Source organism: Brachybacterium sp. NBEC-018, assembly GCF_024860185.1.
Classification (GTDB): Bacteria; Actinomycetota; Actinomycetes; order Actinomycetales; family Dermabacteraceae; genus Brachybacterium; species Brachybacterium rhamnosum.
The window spans coordinates 2133892-2149450 of record NZ_CP100650.1 but is presented as its reverse complement, the minus strand read 5'-3'; the positions used below and the strand labels follow the sequence as shown (position 1 = coordinate 2149450).

The following is a 15559-nucleotide window of genomic DNA, read 5'->3' as shown; positions in this document are numbered from 1 at the left end:
CGCCGTCGGATCCCCCTGTGGTGGGAGCCCAGGGGGGTGCAGTGCTACGGCCGACCGTCCCGCGGATCAGCGCCCCGCGACCTCGAGCGTGGTCGTGACCGGGGTGGGGTTCTGGAAGAGGTCGAGCACGGGGCAGTGGGCGTCGACGGCGGCGCGGAGCTCCTCGTAGCGCTCGGCGGTCTCCGGGCCCGTGAGGCGCACGGTGAGGCGCACGTCCCCGAAGCCGGCGCGCACGGTCTCGTCCTTGCCGAAGAGGCGCGCGGCGTCGAGGTCGCCCTCGGCGGTGACGTCCACGTCGTCCACCTGGATGCCGAGCGCATGCGCGTACAGGCGGTACACGACGACCTGGCAGGAGATCAGCGCGCCGAGCGCTACCTCGACCGGGCTCGCGGCGAGGTCGTCCCCGGCGAGCGCGGCGGGCTCGTCGACCGCGAACCCGTGCTTCCCGGCGGTGATGCGGGAGGCGACGGAGCCGACGCCGGTGCCGGTGACGCGATAGGTGAGGTGGGCGGCCTCGCGACGAGCGTCGATGCGCTCGCCCCAGGCCTGCCCGGCGGCGGTGAGGCGCTCGGGCCGGGCGGCGGCGCTCTCGGCGAGGGCGGTGTCGAGGGAGGTGCTGTCGGTGAGTGTCATGGGCACACGCTAGGGACCCGGCACGCGGGAGTCACCACTCGCCGCCACACGCCGTCATCAGCACCGGTGATGACCGTCCCCCTCCGGCGCCGCACCGCCGGGGGCTCCCGGGATCCGGACATCCCGGGCGCCACCTGGGCAGATGCTCGGCGTGGTCGGCGATCACGTGTTCCCGGCTCCGTAGGATGCCCTCCATGACCTTCACGCCGCCGAGGATGGATGCCACCGAGTCACGGGCCTGGCTGGCGCTCATCGCGACCTGCGAGCTGCTCCCCGCGGCGCTCGACGCCGAGCTCCAGGCGGACGCCGGCATGACCCACTTCGAGTTCCAGCTCCTGGGCCGGCTGAACCTCGCCTCGCGGCACACGCTGCAGATGAAGGAGCTCGCCGTCGCGACGAACTCCTCCCTCCCGCGGCTCTCCAAGGCGATCAAGCGGCTCGAGCACCGGGGCTGGGTCTCGCGCACCCCGCACCCGGAGGACCGTCGCGCGACCAATGCGACGCTCACCCAGGACGGCCGGCGCGCGATGATCCTCGCGACGCCCGGGCACCTGGAGACCGTCCGCGCCGGGGTGCTCGAGAAGCTCAGCCCCGCCCAGATGGAGCAGCTGGCCGACGCCCTCGAGCCCATCGTCGAGGGACTCGATCCCAAGGACCACTTCCGCCTCACCCGCGCGGAGGACGCCGACTGACCCTGCACGCGGCGGCTCAGCGACCGCGGTCGTTCTCCCCCACCGCGCGGCTGTGCGCCGAGGACTCCTCGTTCCAGCGCTCGACCCAGTCGGGCACCACCAGGTGCTCCGGCACCGGACCGGCGCCCTCGAGCACCTCGGAGACGTCCACCGAGCCGCCCTTCCAGCGCAGGAAGCGGGCGCGCACGATCGCGTCGGCGTAGACGGTCTCCCCCACCCGGAACACCTGCTCCATGTAGATCCACCGCTCGTCGTGGCCGAGCACGCGGGTGGAGAGGTGGAAGCGCTGGCCGAGCGTGAGCGAGCGGCGATAGGTGATGGTCTGCCCGGCGACGACGGGGTACCAGCCCTGGGCGGAGATGTGCTGCCAGAACCCGGAGCGGATCATGAGGTCCATCCGGCCCAGGTCCATGAGGGAGAGGTACCGGCCGTTGTTCATGTGCCGCTGGACGTCGAGGTCGAGCGGGTTGACGCGGAACGCCGTGCGGGAGGTGTCCCAGATGCTCAGGGCGCGGCTGCGGCGCAACCGGAGGCGGATCATCAGCCACAGCAGGCGCAGGTACATGTTCATCGGTGAGGTCCTCCCGGCGACGGTGCCGTGCGGGGCGGCCCCGCGACGATGACCCGATGGTAACTACTCGCGGCGCCGCCGGGGGCGCCCTGTTCCGCGAGCAGGGCCCGGCGAGCGGGCCGGTGCTCGGCGTAGGGTAGGCGCTCGTGACCTCCACCAGCGCCCGCGCCGCCTCTGACCGCATCATCTGGGTCGACTGCGAGATGACCGGACTCGACAAGCAGAACGATGCTCTGATCGAGATCGCCGTCCTCGTGACCGACGCCGACCTCAACATCCTCGGCGAGGGGGTGGACGTCGTCGTGAAGCCCCCGGCCGGGGCGCTCGACGGCATGGACCCCTTCGTCGTCACCATGCACACCACCTCCGGGCTCATCGACGAGCTCGACGGCGGCATGAGCATGCGCGAGGCGGAGGAGCTGTGCCTGGCTTACGTCAAGGAGCACTGCCCCGAACCGGGCAAGGCCCCGCTCGCCGGAAACAGCGTCGGCACCGACCGCGCGTTCCTGGACCGCGACGTGCCGGAGTTCGCGAACTGGCTCTCCTACCGCACGATCGACGTCTCGAGCCTGAAGGAGCTCGCCAAGCGCTGGTTCCCGCGGGTCTACTACAACGTCCCCAAGAAGCACGGCGGCCACCGGGCGCTCGCGGACATCCGCGAGTCAATCCAGGAGCTCAAGTACTACCGCCAGGTGCTGTTCGTCGCCGATCCCGGCCCCACGACCGCCCAGGCGCAGGAGGCCTCCCGCGCCTTCGAGCTGCCCGCCGGCTCCGTCGCCGCCCCCGTCGAGTCCGCGCGCCCGCCGCGCGCCCCGTGGCTCGACGCCCCGGCCCATCGCACCTGGCTCGAGGGCGAGGGCGACGACCTCCTCCTGTTCGGCTCGGAGTCCGTCCGCGAGGACGGCGGCTTCGCCTGGCTCGACGAGAACGGCGAGCCCGATCTGTCCCGTCCCTCGGAGCTGTGGATCACCTGCCGCATGACCCACTGCTTCTCCCTCGGGCACCTCCTGGGGCGCCCGGACTTCGGCCGTTTCGCCGATCACGGGATCGCCGCCCTGACGGGGGTCTTCCGGGACCGCGAGCACGGCGGCTGGTTCGCCGCCGTCGAGGGCGGGAAGGTCGTCGACGACACCAAGCAGGCCTACGCCCACGCCTTCGTGGTGCTCGCCGCGGCCTCCGCGACCGCGGCCGGCCGGCCCGGTGCCGCCGCGCTCCTGGACGAGGCGCTCGAGGTGCTCGATGCGAAGTTCTTCGACGCCGAGGCCCGCCTCAGCGTCGACACCTTCGACCGCACCTTCACCGATCTCGAGGACTACCGCGGGATCAACGCCAACATGCACACCGTCGAGGCGCTCCTCGCCGCGGCCGACGTCACCGGCGACCGCCGCTGGCTGGACCGCGCCGTGGGCATCGCGACCCGGGCGATCGACGAGTTCGCGCGCGCCAACGACTGGGCGCTGCCCGAGCACTTCGACACCGACTGGAACCCGCTGCTGGAGTACAACGCCGACGAGCCGAACCACCCGTTCCGCCCCTACGGCGCGACGATCGGCCATTGGATCGAGTGGGCGCGCCTCGTGCTGCAGGCCCGATCCGCGCTCATCGCAGCGGACGGTGAGGCGCCCGAGTGGATGCTCGAGGCGGCGACCGCGCTCATGGAGAAGTCCGCGGCGACCTTCGGTCTCGACGGCGCACCGGGCTTCGTCTACACGGTGGACTGGGACGGGAAGCCCGTCGCCCAGGAGCGCATGCACTGGGTCGCGGCGGAGGCCGTCGGCGCGGCCGCCGTCATGTACCGCGTGACCGGCGACCCTGTGTGGGCCGAGCGCTACGAGCAGTGGTGGGAGTACGTCTCCACGTACCTGCTGGATGCCGAGGGCGGCTCGTGGTTCCACGAGCTCGACGCGGACAACGAGGTGCAGGGCGTGACCTGGCCCGGGAAGCCCGACATCTACCACGCCTTCCAGGCCACGATCATCCCGCGCCTGCCGGTCGCCCCGGCGATGGCGGAGGCGCTGCGCGAGGGACTCCTGGACAGCCAGGTCTGAGGAGACCGCGATCCGGACGCCGACGGGCCCGGGGCGCGACGCCGAGACGGCGCGCGCCCCGGGCCCGTCCTGGTGCCGGGAGGGGTCGGAGGTCTCAGGCCTGCTCGAGCCGACCCACGGCCGCGTCGAGGCGCTCGATCTTGCCGTCGAGCTCGCCGGCGTCATGGCCGGGGCGGATGTCCGCCTTGAGCACGAGGGAGATCCGGGAGCCGTAGCGGCCGGCCTCGAAGGTGGCGGCCTTCACCACGGCCATCACCTCGTCCCACTCCCCCTCGATCTCGGTGAACATCGAGCTGGTGCGGGTGGGCAGGCCCGAGTCGCGGACCACGCGCACGGCGGCGGCGACCGCGTCGTGCACGCTCGCGGCATCCGCCCCCTCACCGAGCGTGCGCTCGAGGTGAGGGTCGGAGGGGGTGCCGGTGGGCTGGACGGAGAAGGCGACGATCATGCCTGCAGTCTCCTCCATCGCGGCGCGGCACGGGAGGCGCCGCCGGATGGGGCGCGTCTCACACCGCGAAGTCCCGTTCTGCGTAGGAGGACGGCCTCCGGTGGCGGTATGCTTGGTTCTCGTTGCGGAGCGTGCTCCGCACATGGTGGTCGTAGCTCAGTTGGTAGAGCTCCTGGTTGTGGTCCAGGCGGTCGCGGGTTCAAATCCCGTCGATCACCCCAAGAAACGCCCTGGTGACAGGGCGTTTTTTCATGCCCTGGGCACCGCCGTCCCGCCCCACGGGCACAGTGGGGCGCCATGGGCCGCCCTCAGGCGGCGTCCCAGCCTCCCGGGTCCTGGCTCTCCTCGCCGGTCTCGTCGCGCCACCACACGGTGGGGCGAGGGCTGCGCGTGACGAGCCCGAGCTCGAGCTCCGCCTGTCGTGCGTCGACCCGCTCGCGCACCTGGCGGGCCCACAGCGCGTACTGCTCCTTCATGCTCATGCCCGCGAGTCTGCCGCCCGGGTCCGACGCTCGAGCCGCCCCTCAGGTCCCTCAGCGCATGGGGTCGCGCGCACCCCGTGGGATGTCGAACGCGACTGATCATCGCGCGAGGCCGCCCGGGCGCCTGCCAGCTCCCCGTGGCACCATCGACCCTCCTGCACCCGACGGAAGGACCCTGCGATGACCGCGACGCCTGGAGACGCCGACGTCCCCGACCGGGTGCGGGACATGGTGGCGGCGCGCCAGCAGCAGCTCGAGACCGTCGGCGCGGACCCGCAGGCGCTCGCGGAGCAGCTCCGCCAGGTGTTCGAGGAGTTCACCGAGCTGCGGATGCACTACCAGTTCGGGATCGACGAGGTCCTGACGAAGGTGGAGATCCTCCGCAAGGAGTTCGAGCAGATGCACGAGTACTCCCCCATCGAGCACGTCCGCACCCGGCTGAAGTCCGTGGAGTCCCTCGTCGAGAAGGCGCTGCGCACCGAGGGCGAGATGACCGTGCGGGCGATCCGGGAGCGGATCCACGACATCGCGGGCATCCGCATCACCTGCAGCTTCGTCTCCGACGCCTACTGGGTCGCGGAGATGCTCGCCGCGCAGGGCGATCTCGAGGTGCTCACCGTCAAGGACTACATCGCGTCGCCGAAGGCCAACGGCTACCGCTCCCTGCACCTCATCGTGCGCGTGCCCGTCTACCTCTCCACGCACGTCGAGCAGGTCCCGGTCGAGCTGCAGATCCGCACGATCGCCATGGACTTCTGGGCGAGCGTGGAGCACAAGCTGTCCTACAAGTACGAGCGGAACCTGCCGCCCGAGCTGCGCGAGGAGCTCGACGACGCGGCCCGGGTCGCGGACGATCTCGACGCCCGCATGGAGCGGCTGCGCGGGGAGATCCGCCCCATGCCCGTCCACGAGGGCGGTCTGTTCACCCAGCGGCCCGCACCGCCCACGGAGGACTGAGCACCGGGCCCCGTCGGCAGGTCTCCCCCGCACGGGGGTTGTCGGCCCCGCGGGCGCCGGGGATCATGAGCCGATGCAGACCCCGGCTCCGTGGACGAGCACCCTCGCCCTGATGCTGCGCCTCGCGCTCGCCGCGGTGGTCCTCGCGGCGCTGACCTCCGATGCGGTGCACGCGGCCCGTGACGGGCTGCTCGCGCAGGACGTCTCCTACTTCACCAACCAGAGCAACGCCATGCTCGTGGTGCTCGCGGTGGCGACGGCGTGGATGGCGGTGCTCCCCCGCCGCATCGACGACCTGCGCGGCGCGGTCGCCTTCTACCTCGTGATGACGGGGCTCGTGTACGCGCTGCTCGTGGCGCCGCTCTCCGAGCTGGGGCGCTGGGACATCGGCTGGCAGGGCATCGTGCTGCACCGCCTCGCGCCGCTCGCCGCGCTCGCGGACTGGCTGCTGACGCCGCGTCGGGGCCCGGCGCGCCGCACCCGGATCCTGTGGTGGCTGGCCTACCCGCTCGCCTACCTGGCGCTCACCTGGATCCGCGGCGCGATCACGGGCTGGTACCCCTACGCCTTCCTGGATCCCACGGTCGCCGGCTGGGGTCCGGTGCTGGTGACGGTCCTCGTGGTGCTCGCCGCCTTCGTCGCCGTCGGCACGCTCATGCACCTGATCGGCGGGAGGCTCGCACGGGGCGCGGGTGAGCCGGATCGGCGCACCCGCGCCCGCACGCGCGGGCATCGCTCCGCGAGCGAGGTGGGCCCGGGGCCCGCTCAGCCCTGACGCAGCTGCTGACGGTACGCGCGGCGGTACTGCGGCGGGATGATCTCGGGGTCCCCGTGCAGCGCGATCGCGGCGTGGAGGCCCCAGGAGGGGTCGCGGAGGAACGCGCGGCCCACACGGACCACCTCGGCCTGTCCGGTGACGAGCACGTGCTCGGCCTGGAAGGGCTCGTCGATCATGCCGACCGCGGAGATCGGCACGTCCGTGTGCGCGCTGAGGTGCGCGGCGAGCGGGGTCTGGTAGCCGGGGCCGACGGGGATCGCGGCGTGCACGTTGCCGCCGGAGGAGACGTCGACCATGTCCACGCCGTGCTCGCCGAGCCAGGTGACCACCTGGGTGGTCTCCTCGAGGTCGAAGCCGCCGTCGGTCCACTCGGTCCCGGAGAGCCGCGCGAGCAGCGGCATGCCCTCGGGGATCCGCTCGCGGACGGCGTCGACGATGCGCAGCAGCAGCTTCGCGCGCCCGGCGAGGTCGCCGCCGTAGGAGTCGGTGCGGCGGTTGCTGAGCGGGGAGAGGAACTCGTGGAGCAGGTAGCCGTGCGCGCCGTGGATCTCGAGGAGATCGAAGCCCGCCTCGACGGCGCGCTCGGCGGCGGCCACGAAGGCGTCGACGACCCGGTCGATCCCGTCCTCGTCGAGGGCGAGCGGATCGGCGAGCCCCTCGAAGGGCACGGCGGAGGGCGCCACGGTGGTCCAGCCGCCCTCGGCCTCCGGGAGCGACTGGCCGGGGCGGCCGGTCCCCCACTCGGCGCCGGTGGAGGCCTTGCGGCCGGCGTGCGCGAGCTGGATGCCGGCGGCGGCGCCCTGGTCGTGGACGAGGTCGACGACGGGCCGCAGGGCGTCTCGCTGCGCCTCGTCCCAGAGACCGAGGTCCGTGGGCGAGATGCGGCCCTCGGGGACGACGGCGGTGGCCTCGACGATCACGGCGCCGGCGCCGCCGCGGGCGAAGGAGCCGTAGTGCATGAGGTGCCAGGGGGTGACGACGCCGTCGCGACCGGTGGCGGAGTACTGGCACATGGGCGGGACCCAGATGCGGTTGCGCACGGTGAGGTCGCGCAGGGTGATCGGGGACAGGAGCTGCTGGGACACGGATGACCTCCGGACGTGCTGACGGGGCGGACGGGCCGCACCCTCGCCGTGGGAGCACGGCGGGCGGGGCCCTGATGACGGCGACGCTAGACCCTCGAGCCATCACCGCACCAATAGCAGGCCCTATCGATGGGATGCCTCCACCTATGGCACGTCGATGTCGGAGCACCTAGGATGCGACGGTGACCTCGACGCTTCTCCCCGCCACGCAGGACCTCAACCTCCTGCGCACCTTCCTCGCCGTGCACCGCGCCGGCTCCTTCACCGCGGCCGCACCTGTGCTCGGTCTCACACAGCCGACGGTCACCGCACAGATCCGCACGCTCGAGCAGCAGCTGGGCCGTCGCCTCTTCCAGCGCCTCCCGCGCGGGGTCGAGCCCACCCCCTTCGCCCGTGAGCTCGCCGAGCGCGTCGCGGGCCCGCTGGACGACCTGGACCTCGTGGCGACGGGCGACTGCGAGCTCGACGGTCGCACCGCCCCGGTCCATCTCGCCGGCCCCTCGGAGGTGCTCTGCGCCCGGGCGCTCCCCGCGCTCGCCCCGATCGTCGCCGACGGCCTCCAGCTGCGGATCGAGTGCGGGGAGGACGAGGCGCTCATCGAGCAGCTGCGCGACGGCCGCCACGACCTCGTCCTCACCGCTCAGCGCCCCCGCGGCCACGCCCTCGAGGTGGTGCCCCTCGCGGAGGACGAGCACCTCCTCGTCGCCGGCGCCCCCTGGGCGGAGCGGATCGCGCAGCGCCCCGAGGGGCAGCCCGTGTGCGCGGCGCTCGAGGCCGTTCCCCTCGTAAGCATGGCGGCGGACATGCCCGTGGTGCGCCGCTACTGGCGCACCCAGTACGGCAAGCAGCACCCGGCGGTGGGGCCGGCCCTCACCGTCCCGAGCCTGCAGGCGGTCGTGACGGCCGTCCGCGCCGGGGCCGGCTACAGCGTCCTGCCGCGGTCCCTGTGCCGGGAGGGCCTGGCCTCCGGTGCGCTGACCGTGCTCGAGGAGGTCGCCTCCCCGTCCCTCACCCCGCTGCTGCTCGTCCGCCGTCCGGGCGCCGAGTGCAATCCGGCGACCGAGCAGGTCGCGGCGGCGCTGCAGGAGGCCGCGACGACCTGGTGAGCACGACCTCGGGGACGGTCAGGACCGGGCGACCGGCGGGGCGCCCGACGGCGGCGTCGATGCGGGTGCAGGTGCGGATGCAGATGCGGGTGCGGTCGACGGGCCGCCGCCCGCCGAGGCCCCAGCGGCCGTCGCGCGCACGTGCGCGCGGTGCGCTCGCAGCGTGAGCAGGAGCAGCGCGCCGACGCTCACCACACCGATCACCACGTGCACCGCCATGCTCGTGGTGGCGTCCCACGCGGTGTGCAGCACGATCGCCGCGACGTAGGTCGCCGCGAGCTCGAGGGCCGCGAGCACCTTGCGCGAGGAGGCCACGAGATGCCACAGGGCCGCGCAGATCGCCCCGGTCCACGCCACGTGGCCCGCCGGGACGAGCACGCCCCGCAGGATGAGCGTCGCGTCGAGCTGGGCGAGGCCGCCGCCCTTCTCCAGGAGGGCGTTGAAGCCGTAGCCCATCGTCTCGAGGACCGCGAAGCCGGTGCCAGCGGCGATCCCCACGACGATCCCGCCGCCGCGGGTCGCGCGATGCGCGGTCGCGAGCACCACGAGCGGGACGACGAGCTTCGCCGTCTCCTCGATGACGCCCACGAGCAGGATCGACTCCCGGCCCAGGAGCGCGCCCGCGATCGACTCCTCGAGGCCCGCGATCGTGATGCCGACGAGACCCGCGAGCACGACCGTCTCGAGCACGACGGGGGTGGGCACGAGTGCACCGGCCCGGCTGGACTGGGCGAACAGCAGCACCGTGAGCGGGACCGTCGCCGCGCCGACCAGCAGGACGCTCGGGAGCATCGTGGAGTTCCGGGTGAGCAGCATGACGACGAAGAGCACGACGTAGGCGACCACCCCCACCACCAGGGCGGCGATCCACGAGAAGCGGTAGTACCACGGGTAGGCGGTCGGCATGGCGGGTTCCCTTCGTCTCGACTGAGGACAGTATGCGTGTTGCCCAGGTCACCCGGGGACGGGATCATCGGGGCATGAACGATCGACGTCGCGTCCTCATCACCGGAGCCACCGGAGGCGTGGGCCTCCACCTCGTCCAGGGGCTGGGCGAGGAGTACGACCTGGTCCAGCACGGCCGCACCCCGCGCACTCCCGAGCAGGAGGGCGCTCTGCGCACGGCCGACATCTCCGCCTATCCCGAGGTGCTCGCCCTCATGGACGGCGTGGACACCGTCGTCCACCTCGCAGGAGCCGCCTCCCCGGAGTCCACCTGGGAGGACGTGCTGGAGGCCAACATCGTGGGCACCCGCCACGTCCTCGAGGCCGCCCGCGAGGCCGGCGTGCGGCGCGTGGTCCTCGCCTCCTCGAACCATGCGATGGGCATGTACGACCGCCTCGAGCAGTGGCCCGTCTACCCGGACACGCTCCCCCGCGCCGACTCGCTCTACGGCGTCTCGAAGATCTTCGGCGAGGCGCTGGGCCGCTTCTACCACGACGAGCACGGCCTCGACGTGATCTCCCTTCGCATCGGCTGGGTCACCGAGGACCCGCTCGAGGCGGAGGAGGACGTGCTGCGCGCGATGTGGCTGAGCCCCGGGGACTGTGTGCGCGTGGTGCGCCGCGCCATCGAGGCGGAGAGCACCTTCGGTCTCTACTACGCGATCTCCGACAACCCCAACCGCCGCTGGTCGATGACGAACACGACGCTCGAGCTCGGGTACCGGCCGCAGGACTCGTGGGTGGACCTCCCGGGCGCCCGCGAGCACGTCGTCGAGGGCGGGGCCGACGTCCCCGACACCTGGCCCGCCGGGTCCTGAGCACCACCGCCCCGCACCACGGCGGGGATCACGACCCCCTTCCCACCGAGCATGTCCGATTGCGCGCTGTGGTTCCACAACGGGAACCCAGCCGCGCAATCGGACATGGATTCGGTGTGCCGCGCCGGGGATGACGGCGCCCCCACCTGACCGCGCCGGGTCGTCGGCCATCACGCCCCGGGAACGACGAAGCCCCCCGGTCTCTCGACCGAGGGGCTTCTCATCGGGTGCGCCATCAGGGACTCGAACCCCGGACCCGCTGATTAAGAGTCAGCTGCTCTAACCAACTGAGCTAATGGCGCCGACGAGGAAGAACATTACCGCCCGCCCGGCCGCGCGCCAACTCCAGAGGGCCCTCTGTGAGGGAGCTGACAGCAGCGACCGCCCGGCGCGCCCGCCGCCGCCCCGCGCCCGCTGTCCAGCCGACTCCCCGGTCCCACCTGGAGCATCGCCTAGACTCGACCTCCTAGACTCGGACGCCCGGGCCGCCGCTCCCTCGGCGGTCCGCCACCACCGCACAGGAGGTCTGCGTGAGGATCGCCGTCACCGGAGCCACCGGCGTGCTCGGCCAGGAGGCCGTCGAGGCGCTGGTCGCCGCGGGCCACGAGGTCACGGGGGTCACCCGTCGTGACTCCGGCGTCCCCATCATCGAGGGGCGCGGCGGCAGCGCCGTCGTCGCGGACGTCTTCTCCTCCGGGGACCTCGCCCGCGCGTTCCGCGGCCACGACGTCGTCATCAACACCCTCGCCCACGTGCCCGTCGGCATGTCCGGCCTGCGCCCCCTCGCCTGGCGCGAGGACGACCGCCTCCACCTCGAGGCCTCCGTCGCGATCGCCGAGGCCGCCGCGCGCGCCGGCGCCAGGCGCCTGGTCCAGGAGTCCACGGTGTACCTCTATCCGAGCAACGGATCGGACTGGATCGGCGAGGACGAACCGCTCTCCGTGCGCAACCAGGCGTTCCGCCCGCGCGTCCGGGAGATGCGCGCCGCCGTCGACTTCGCGACCGCGGGCCGCACCGCCGTCGTGCTGCGCCTCGGCCAGCTGTTCGGCCGTGACCAGCACACCACGCATGCCCTGAAGGCCGTCCGCCAGGGCGACCCGATCCTCCTGGGCTGCCAGCAGGACTACATCACCCTGCTGCACCACAGCGACGCGGGCCGCGCCTTCGTGGCCGCCCTCCGCGCCGGCAGCGGGTTCTACAACGTGGGCGGGGAGCCGATCACGAAGGGTCGCTGGGCGAAGGACCTCGCCACGGAGGCCGGCGCCTCGGCCCCGGCGAAGTTCTACCCGGAGATCACGCAGGCGATCGTCGGCACCCGGCTCGAGACACAGCGGCGCTCGCTGCGCGTCTCCTCGGTGCGCTTCATGTCGGAGACGGGCTGGCGCCCCACCGTCGGCCCCTCCACCCCGGGCTGGTCCCGCCGCTGAGCGCAGCAGCTCCCTGATCAGAGCGAGGGGCCCCGCCGTCGACGACGACGGGGCCCCTCTGTGCTCGCGCTCAGAGCGTGCGGATGACCTTCGCGGGGTTGCCGACCGCGACGGAGCTCGCGGGGACGTCCTTGGTCACCACGGAGCCTGCGCCGATCACGGAATCCGCGCCGATGCTCACGCCGCCGATGATCGTGGCCCCGCCGCCGATCCACACGTTGTCGCCGATGGTGATCGGCTCCGCGGCCTCCCACCCGGCCCGGCGGGGCTCCGCCTCGAGCGGGTGGATCGGGGTGAGCAGCTGGATGTTCGGGCCCAGCTGGCAGCCCGCTCCGATCCGGATGTCCACGACGTCCAGGGCGGTGAGCCCGTAGTTCACGAAGGTGCCCGCGCCGATGTGCAGCTGGGTGCCGTAGTCCAGGCGCAGCGGGGCGCGCACGTGGGCGCCCTCGCCGAGCTCGCCGAGCAGCTCGCGGAGGATCTCCTGGGAGCCGTCGGGGTCCTCGGGGTAGGCGTGCTCGAAGCGGGCGGCCGTCTCGAGGGCGAGCCGGTAGGCCTGCTGGATCGCGGGGTCGTCCGCGATGTACCAGTCCCCGGCCAGCATGCGCTCGATCGCGGGGCGCGGGTCGTTCTCGTCGATCTCGAAAGGCTTCATACGTCAAGCGTACGGGCGTACGCCCATCGGTCGTCACACGTCGTGGTCCGCATCTCCGGTGTGCGCACGCAGCGGGATCGCGGTGCGGCGTCGGTCTCAGTGCGCCAGGCGCATGCCGAGCGTCGGCGCGGCGTCGACGAAGCCGAGGGAGCGGTACAGCCGCTGGCCGGGCGGGTCCGCCATGAGCGTCACGTAGGGATCCGGCGGAGCGGCCTCGCGGATTCTTCCCAGCTGGTCCTCGAGCACGGCCCGACCGAGCCCTCGACGCTGATGCTCCGGGGACGTGGCCATGTCGGCCACATGGAAGTACCAGGTTCCGTCGCCGATCACGCGCCCCATCGCCACGAGCAGCCCCTCGTGCCGCACCGTCGCCCAGGCCCAGCTCGCCTGCACCGCCCCGACCGCCTGCGAGGGCGTGCGCGGGCTCAGGCCGGAGGCGCGCCGCAGCTCCACGTACTCGTCGATGGTGGGCGGCTCGACCGCGAGGTGATAGTTCTCCGGGACGCTCATGCGACGATCTTGGCATCGTCCCCCGATAATCGGGGGATGAGCATCTCCCCCACGCCCCTCGAGGACTCCGCTCGCTGCCCCTGCGGGAGCGGCGACACCGTCGGCGGATGCTGCGGTCCGCTGCTCGCAGGCACGAAGCGCGCCGCCACCGCGGAGGCGCTCATGCGCTCGCGCTTCACCGCCAACGTGGTCCACGACGCCGATCACCTGCTGCGCACCTGGCACCCCCGCACGAGCCCTTCCTACCGGGACCTCGAGTCCTCCTTCGACGACGGCTTCGTGTGGAAGCGGCTGCTGGTCACGGCGACCGAGGCGGGCGGCCCCTTCGACGCCGAGGGGATCGTGGAGTTCACCGCGATCGCCCGCACCCCGGAGGGTCGGAGGGAGCTGCGGGAGCGCTCGAGCTTCGTGCGGGAGGACGGCACGTGGCTGTACATCTCCGGCGAGCTGACGAACGCCCCGGGCTCGCACTGACGACGAACGCCCCGGGCTCGCACTGACGACGGACGCCCCGGGCCCGCGCTGAGGCGGGCCCGGGGCGTCCGGTCGGAGTGGGCGATCAGCGGCCGACGGCCGCGGCCCTCTTCTCCGCGCGCTTCGCGGCGTCCTGCAGGAGCGACGCGAGCTCGCCGGCATAGCGCTCGGCCTCGTCGGTCCCCGGCAGGGTGGACTTCTTCAGGGCCTTCTGGACGTCCTTCGCGGACCGACCGGTCTGCTTGCGGCCCTGCTTGATGGCCTTCGCCGCCTTCTGCCCGCGGGTGGGCTCTCGGCGGGAGGCGGCGACCGCGATCGCGACGCCCGCTCCCAGCACCGCCACGCCGATGACGCCGCCCGCGATGGCCTTCAGGGGCACCGCGGGGGACTTCCCGTCACCGGCGTCGGAGAAACCCTTCAGCGACCCGACGAGCTCGTTCTTCCAGCGCAGCGCTGCATTCTTGGGGTTGACCCGGTCGATCAGCTCGTCGATGTCAGCGGCGAGGTTGTCCTGACGCCGGTAGGCCTCGTCGCGCATGTCGTCCAGGCTCTGCTTCTTGGCCACCATTGCCTCCGTGCGGGGTTGCGGTCTCGGTTGCGGGAATCGTATCGCGAGCGGGGATCAGCCCTGGGTGCGGGCGAGGAAGTCTCCCGCGCCGCCCACGAGCTCGACGTGCCCGGAGGGGACGTCGGCGGTCGCGGCCTTCACGACCTCGGTGGCGAACTCGTCCACCGAGTAGAGCCGGCCGGCGGCCTCGCGCCGCGCCTCGAGGGCGCCCGGCTCGGCACGGTTCAGCAGGGTCGCGGTGACGGTGCCCTCGATCATGTCGCCGGAGACGACGACGAGGGAGACGCCCTTCTCGGCGAGCTCGGGGAGGCGCGCGGTGAGCGCATCCTCGCCGGCGCGCTTGGAACGGGCCACGGCCTCGTACTGCGCCATGGTCTCCACCTCGTTGATGAAGTGCGCCTGGTGGCTCGTCACGAACACGACGCGCGAGCCCTCGCCGAGGTGCTCGAGGCCGGCGGTGAGGGCGTCGTCCTGGGCGTCGCGGTTGAGCTTCATCGCGTAGTCCTCGCCGAGGTCGCTCTCCATGCCGCCCGAGGCGTTCAGGACGAGCAGGTCGAGGCCGCCGAAGGTGTCCACCGCGGCCTGCAGCAGGGAACGGACGCCCGCAGGGTCGGTGAGATCGGCGCCGACGGCGATCGCGTGGCCCCCGGCGGCCTCGATCTCCGCGACGACCTTGTTCGCACGGGGCGCCTTCTGGCGGTAGTTGACGACGACGTTCGCGCCCTGGGCGGCGAGCTGCTTCGCGGTGGAGGCGCCGACACCTCGGGAGGATCCGGTGACGACGGCGGTCTTGCCTGCGAGGGCGCTCATTGCTTCTCCTGTGGGACGGGGACGTGACCCGGGAAGCCTACCGGTTGCGGCTACCCTGGTCCGGCGCGCGAGTGGCGGAATCGGTAGACGCGCTGGATTTAGGTTCCAGTGCCCCAGGGCGTGGGGGTTCGAGTCCCCCCTCGCGCACGCGAGGGGCTGTTCTCGGAGCGCTCCTGGTCGGATTCGCGGATCATGTGCGGATCCCGGGGCCGACACTGCAGCGTTGTGCTCCGATCTCCGCGCAGCCGCGAAGGCGGCCGTCATAGGTACGGGCGACGACGTTCAGGGGCGTCGGCGCGACGGCCTGGACGAGCTCCGCCACGGCGCCGAGGTGTCGAGGGCCTCCCGGGTCGCCCGCAGCCGGTCGCACGCCTCCCCGGCCTCGTGCATCCGGGCGCCCGACCCGTCCTCGATCGAGAGTGCGGCGATGCCCGTTCAGGCGTTCGGGATGATGAAGAAGCCGTCGTCGTGCATGGCCCGGAACCGTCGGCGCCGGCTCTCGACATCGATCACGGATGACCCTCCTGGTCACTGCTGGATGCTGACATCGAG

Annotated in this window: 18 protein-coding genes and 3 tRNA genes; 10 read left to right on the top strand and 11 right to left on the bottom strand. The window is 72.5% G+C overall.

Features of this window, described 5'->3' with window-relative positions:
* Positions 1-66: 66 nt before the first annotated feature.
* Positions 67-633, bottom strand: coding sequence for an OsmC family protein (locus NLU66_RS09755; RefSeq protein WP_259359517.1), 567 nt, complete (start codon positions 631-633; stop codon positions 67-69).
* Positions 634-827: 194 nt separating this feature from the next.
* Between NLU66_RS09755 and NLU66_RS09750 the strand changes: the two genes are divergently transcribed.
* Entirely contained in the window at positions 828-1325 is a 498-nt protein-coding gene (locus NLU66_RS09750) for a MarR family winged helix-turn-helix transcriptional regulator (protein ID WP_259359516.1), read from the top strand.
* Positions 1326-1341: 16 nt separating this feature from the next.
* On the opposite strand, the gene NLU66_RS09745 is transcribed toward NLU66_RS09750, so the two are convergent.
* Entirely contained in the window at positions 1342-1896 is a 555-nt protein-coding gene (locus NLU66_RS09745; protein WP_259359515.1) for an acyl-CoA thioesterase, read from the bottom strand.
* Positions 1897-2042: 146 nt separating this feature from the next.
* Here NLU66_RS09745 and orn point away from each other — a divergent pair, with 146 nt between their 5' ends.
* Positions 2043-3944, top strand: coding sequence for an oligoribonuclease (orn, locus tag NLU66_RS09740; RefSeq protein ID WP_259359514.1), 1902 nt, complete (start codon positions 2043-2045; stop codon positions 3942-3944).
* 94 nt (positions 3945-4038) lie between these two features.
* On the opposite strand, the gene NLU66_RS09735 is transcribed toward orn, so the two are convergent.
* Entirely contained in the window at positions 4039-4392 is a 354-nt protein-coding gene (locus NLU66_RS09735) for a thiamine-binding protein (protein WP_259359513.1), read from the bottom strand.
* A gap of 145 nt (positions 4393-4537) precedes the next feature.
* Here NLU66_RS09735 and NLU66_RS09730 point away from each other — a divergent pair.
* A tRNA-His gene (locus tag NLU66_RS09730) sits at positions 4538-4613 on the top strand.
* 87 nt (positions 4614-4700) lie between these two features.
* Here the strand turns inward: NLU66_RS09730 and NLU66_RS09725 are convergent.
* Entirely contained in the window at positions 4701-4874 is a 174-nt protein-coding gene (locus tag NLU66_RS09725; protein WP_259359512.1) for a hypothetical protein, read from the bottom strand.
* Between the two features lie 180 nt (positions 4875-5054).
* Here NLU66_RS09725 and NLU66_RS09720 point away from each other — a divergent pair, with 180 nt between their 5' ends.
* Both NLU66_RS09720 and NLU66_RS09715 read left to right on the top strand, forming a co-directional pair.
* Positions 5055-5831: a GTP pyrophosphokinase gene (locus NLU66_RS09720; RefSeq protein ID WP_259359511.1), complete on the top strand. Its 777-nt coding sequence runs from the start codon at positions 5055-5057 to the stop codon at positions 5829-5831.
* A gap of 73 nt (positions 5832-5904) precedes the next feature.
* A complete protein-coding gene (locus NLU66_RS09715; RefSeq protein ID WP_259359510.1) occupies positions 5905-6606 on the top strand; it encodes a Pr6Pr family membrane protein in 702 nt (233 codons plus the stop codon).
* Here NLU66_RS09715 and NLU66_RS09710 read toward each other — a convergent pair.
* Positions 6597-7694, bottom strand: coding sequence for an NADH:flavin oxidoreductase/NADH oxidase (locus NLU66_RS09710; protein WP_259359509.1), 1098 nt, complete (start codon positions 7692-7694; stop codon positions 6597-6599). The genes NLU66_RS09715 and NLU66_RS09710 overlap by 10 nt on opposite strands.
* A gap of 182 nt (positions 7695-7876) precedes the next feature.
* Here NLU66_RS09710 and NLU66_RS09705 point away from each other — a divergent pair, with 182 nt between their 5' ends.
* Entirely contained in the window at positions 7877-8800 is a 924-nt protein-coding gene (locus NLU66_RS09705; protein ID WP_259359508.1) for a LysR family transcriptional regulator, read from the top strand.
* Positions 8801-8818: 18 nt separating this feature from the next.
* Here NLU66_RS09705 and NLU66_RS09700 read toward each other — a convergent pair whose 3' ends face one another.
* Complete coding sequence (locus NLU66_RS09700; RefSeq protein WP_259359507.1) at positions 8819-9706, bottom strand: PrsW family intramembrane metalloprotease; 888 nt, start codon at positions 9704-9706, stop codon at positions 8819-8821.
* Between the two features lie 74 nt (positions 9707-9780).
* Between NLU66_RS09700 and NLU66_RS09695 the strand changes: the two genes are divergently transcribed.
* The gene (locus NLU66_RS09695) at positions 9781-10563 is read left to right on the top strand and encodes an NAD-dependent epimerase/dehydratase family protein (protein ID WP_259359506.1); all 783 of its coding nucleotides are present in this window, start codon (positions 9781-9783) and stop codon (positions 10561-10563) included.
* Between the two features lie 228 nt (positions 10564-10791).
* Here NLU66_RS09695 and NLU66_RS09690 read toward each other — a convergent pair.
* Positions 10792-10865: transfer RNA gene (locus NLU66_RS09690), tRNA-Lys, on the bottom strand.
* Between the two features lie 228 nt (positions 10866-11093).
* Here NLU66_RS09690 and NLU66_RS09685 point away from each other — a divergent pair.
* Positions 11094-11990: an NAD-dependent epimerase/dehydratase family protein gene (locus NLU66_RS09685; protein ID WP_259359505.1), complete on the top strand. Its 897-nt coding sequence runs from the start codon at positions 11094-11096 to the stop codon at positions 11988-11990.
* Between the two features lie 70 nt (positions 11991-12060).
* Here NLU66_RS09685 and NLU66_RS09680 read toward each other — a convergent pair whose 3' ends face one another.
* Both NLU66_RS09680 and NLU66_RS09675 read right to left on the bottom strand, forming a co-directional pair.
* Entirely contained in the window at positions 12061-12645 is a 585-nt protein-coding gene (locus tag NLU66_RS09680) for a sugar O-acetyltransferase (protein ID WP_259359504.1), read from the bottom strand.
* Positions 12646-12741: 96 nt separating this feature from the next.
* Positions 12742-13155, bottom strand: coding sequence for a GNAT family N-acetyltransferase (locus NLU66_RS09675; protein ID WP_259359503.1), 414 nt, complete (start codon positions 13153-13155; stop codon positions 12742-12744).
* 36 nt (positions 13156-13191) lie between these two features.
* Here NLU66_RS09675 and NLU66_RS09670 point away from each other — a divergent pair, with 36 nt between their 5' ends.
* Positions 13192-13629 carry a YchJ family protein gene (locus tag NLU66_RS09670; protein WP_259359502.1) on the top strand — a complete coding sequence of 146 codons (438 nt, stop codon included), beginning with the start codon at positions 13192-13194 and terminating at the stop codon, positions 13627-13629.
* Between the two features lie 85 nt (positions 13630-13714).
* Here the strand turns inward: NLU66_RS09670 and NLU66_RS09665 are convergent, their stop codons facing one another.
* Together NLU66_RS09665 and NLU66_RS09660 are read right to left on the bottom strand one after the other, a co-directional pair.
* The gene (locus NLU66_RS09665; protein WP_259359501.1) at positions 13715-14197 is read right to left on the bottom strand and encodes a hypothetical protein; all 483 of its coding nucleotides are present in this window, start codon (positions 14195-14197) and stop codon (positions 13715-13717) included.
* Positions 14198-14251: 54 nt separating this feature from the next.
* Positions 14252-15007, bottom strand: coding sequence for an SDR family oxidoreductase (locus NLU66_RS09660; RefSeq protein ID WP_137770428.1), 756 nt, complete (start codon positions 15005-15007; stop codon positions 14252-14254).
* A 65-nt stretch (positions 15008-15072) separates the two neighbouring features.
* On the opposite strand from NLU66_RS09660, the gene NLU66_RS09655 reads away from it, so the two are divergent.
* Positions 15073-15154, top strand: a tRNA-Leu gene (locus tag NLU66_RS09655).
* The last annotated feature ends 405 nt before the right edge of the window (positions 15155-15559 follow it).

What these genes read in the sequence shown, in the direction of transcription:
- NLU66_RS09715 (WP_259359510.1), top strand. Translation starts at nt 5,905, where the DNA reads ATGCAGACCCCGGCTCCGTGGACGAGCACCCTCGCCCTGATGCTGCGC.
- NLU66_RS09675 (WP_259359503.1), bottom strand. Translation starts at nt 13,155, where the DNA reads ATGAGCGTCCCGGAGAACTATCACCTCGCGGTCGAGCCGCCCACCATC.
- NLU66_RS09755 (WP_259359517.1), bottom strand. Translation starts at nt 633, where the DNA reads ATGACACTCACCGACAGCACCTCCCTCGACACCGCCCTCGCCGAGAGC.
- NLU66_RS09680 (WP_259359504.1), bottom strand. Translation starts at nt 12,645, where the DNA reads ATGAAGCCTTTCGAGATCGACGAGAACGACCCGCGCCCCGCGATCGAG.
- NLU66_RS09670 (WP_259359502.1), top strand. Translation starts at nt 13,192, where the DNA reads ATGAGCATCTCCCCCACGCCCCTCGAGGACTCCGCTCGCTGCCCCTGC.
- NLU66_RS09725 (WP_259359512.1), bottom strand. Translation starts at nt 4,874, where the DNA reads ATGAGCATGAAGGAGCAGTACGCGCTGTGGGCCCGCCAGGTGCGCGAG.
- NLU66_RS09735 (WP_259359513.1), bottom strand. Translation starts at nt 4,392, where the DNA reads ATGATCGTCGCCTTCTCCGTCCAGCCCACCGGCACCCCCTCCGACCCT.
- NLU66_RS09745 (WP_259359515.1), bottom strand. Translation starts at nt 1,896, where the DNA reads ATGAACATGTACCTGCGCCTGCTGTGGCTGATGATCCGCCTCCGGTTG.
- NLU66_RS09720 (WP_259359511.1), top strand. Translation starts at nt 5,055, where the DNA reads ATGACCGCGACGCCTGGAGACGCCGACGTCCCCGACCGGGTGCGGGAC.
- NLU66_RS09700 (WP_259359507.1), bottom strand. Translation starts at nt 9,706, where the DNA reads ATGCCGACCGCCTACCCGTGGTACTACCGCTTCTCGTGGATCGCCGCC.
- NLU66_RS09750 (WP_259359516.1), top strand. Translation starts at nt 828, where the DNA reads ATGACCTTCACGCCGCCGAGGATGGATGCCACCGAGTCACGGGCCTGG.
- NLU66_RS09695 (WP_259359506.1), top strand. Translation starts at nt 9,781, where the DNA reads ATGAACGATCGACGTCGCGTCCTCATCACCGGAGCCACCGGAGGCGTG.
- NLU66_RS09665 (WP_259359501.1), bottom strand. Translation starts at nt 14,197, where the DNA reads ATGGTGGCCAAGAAGCAGAGCCTGGACGACATGCGCGACGAGGCCTAC.
- NLU66_RS09660 (WP_137770428.1), bottom strand. Translation starts at nt 15,007, where the DNA reads ATGAGCGCCCTCGCAGGCAAGACCGCCGTCGTCACCGGATCCTCCCGA.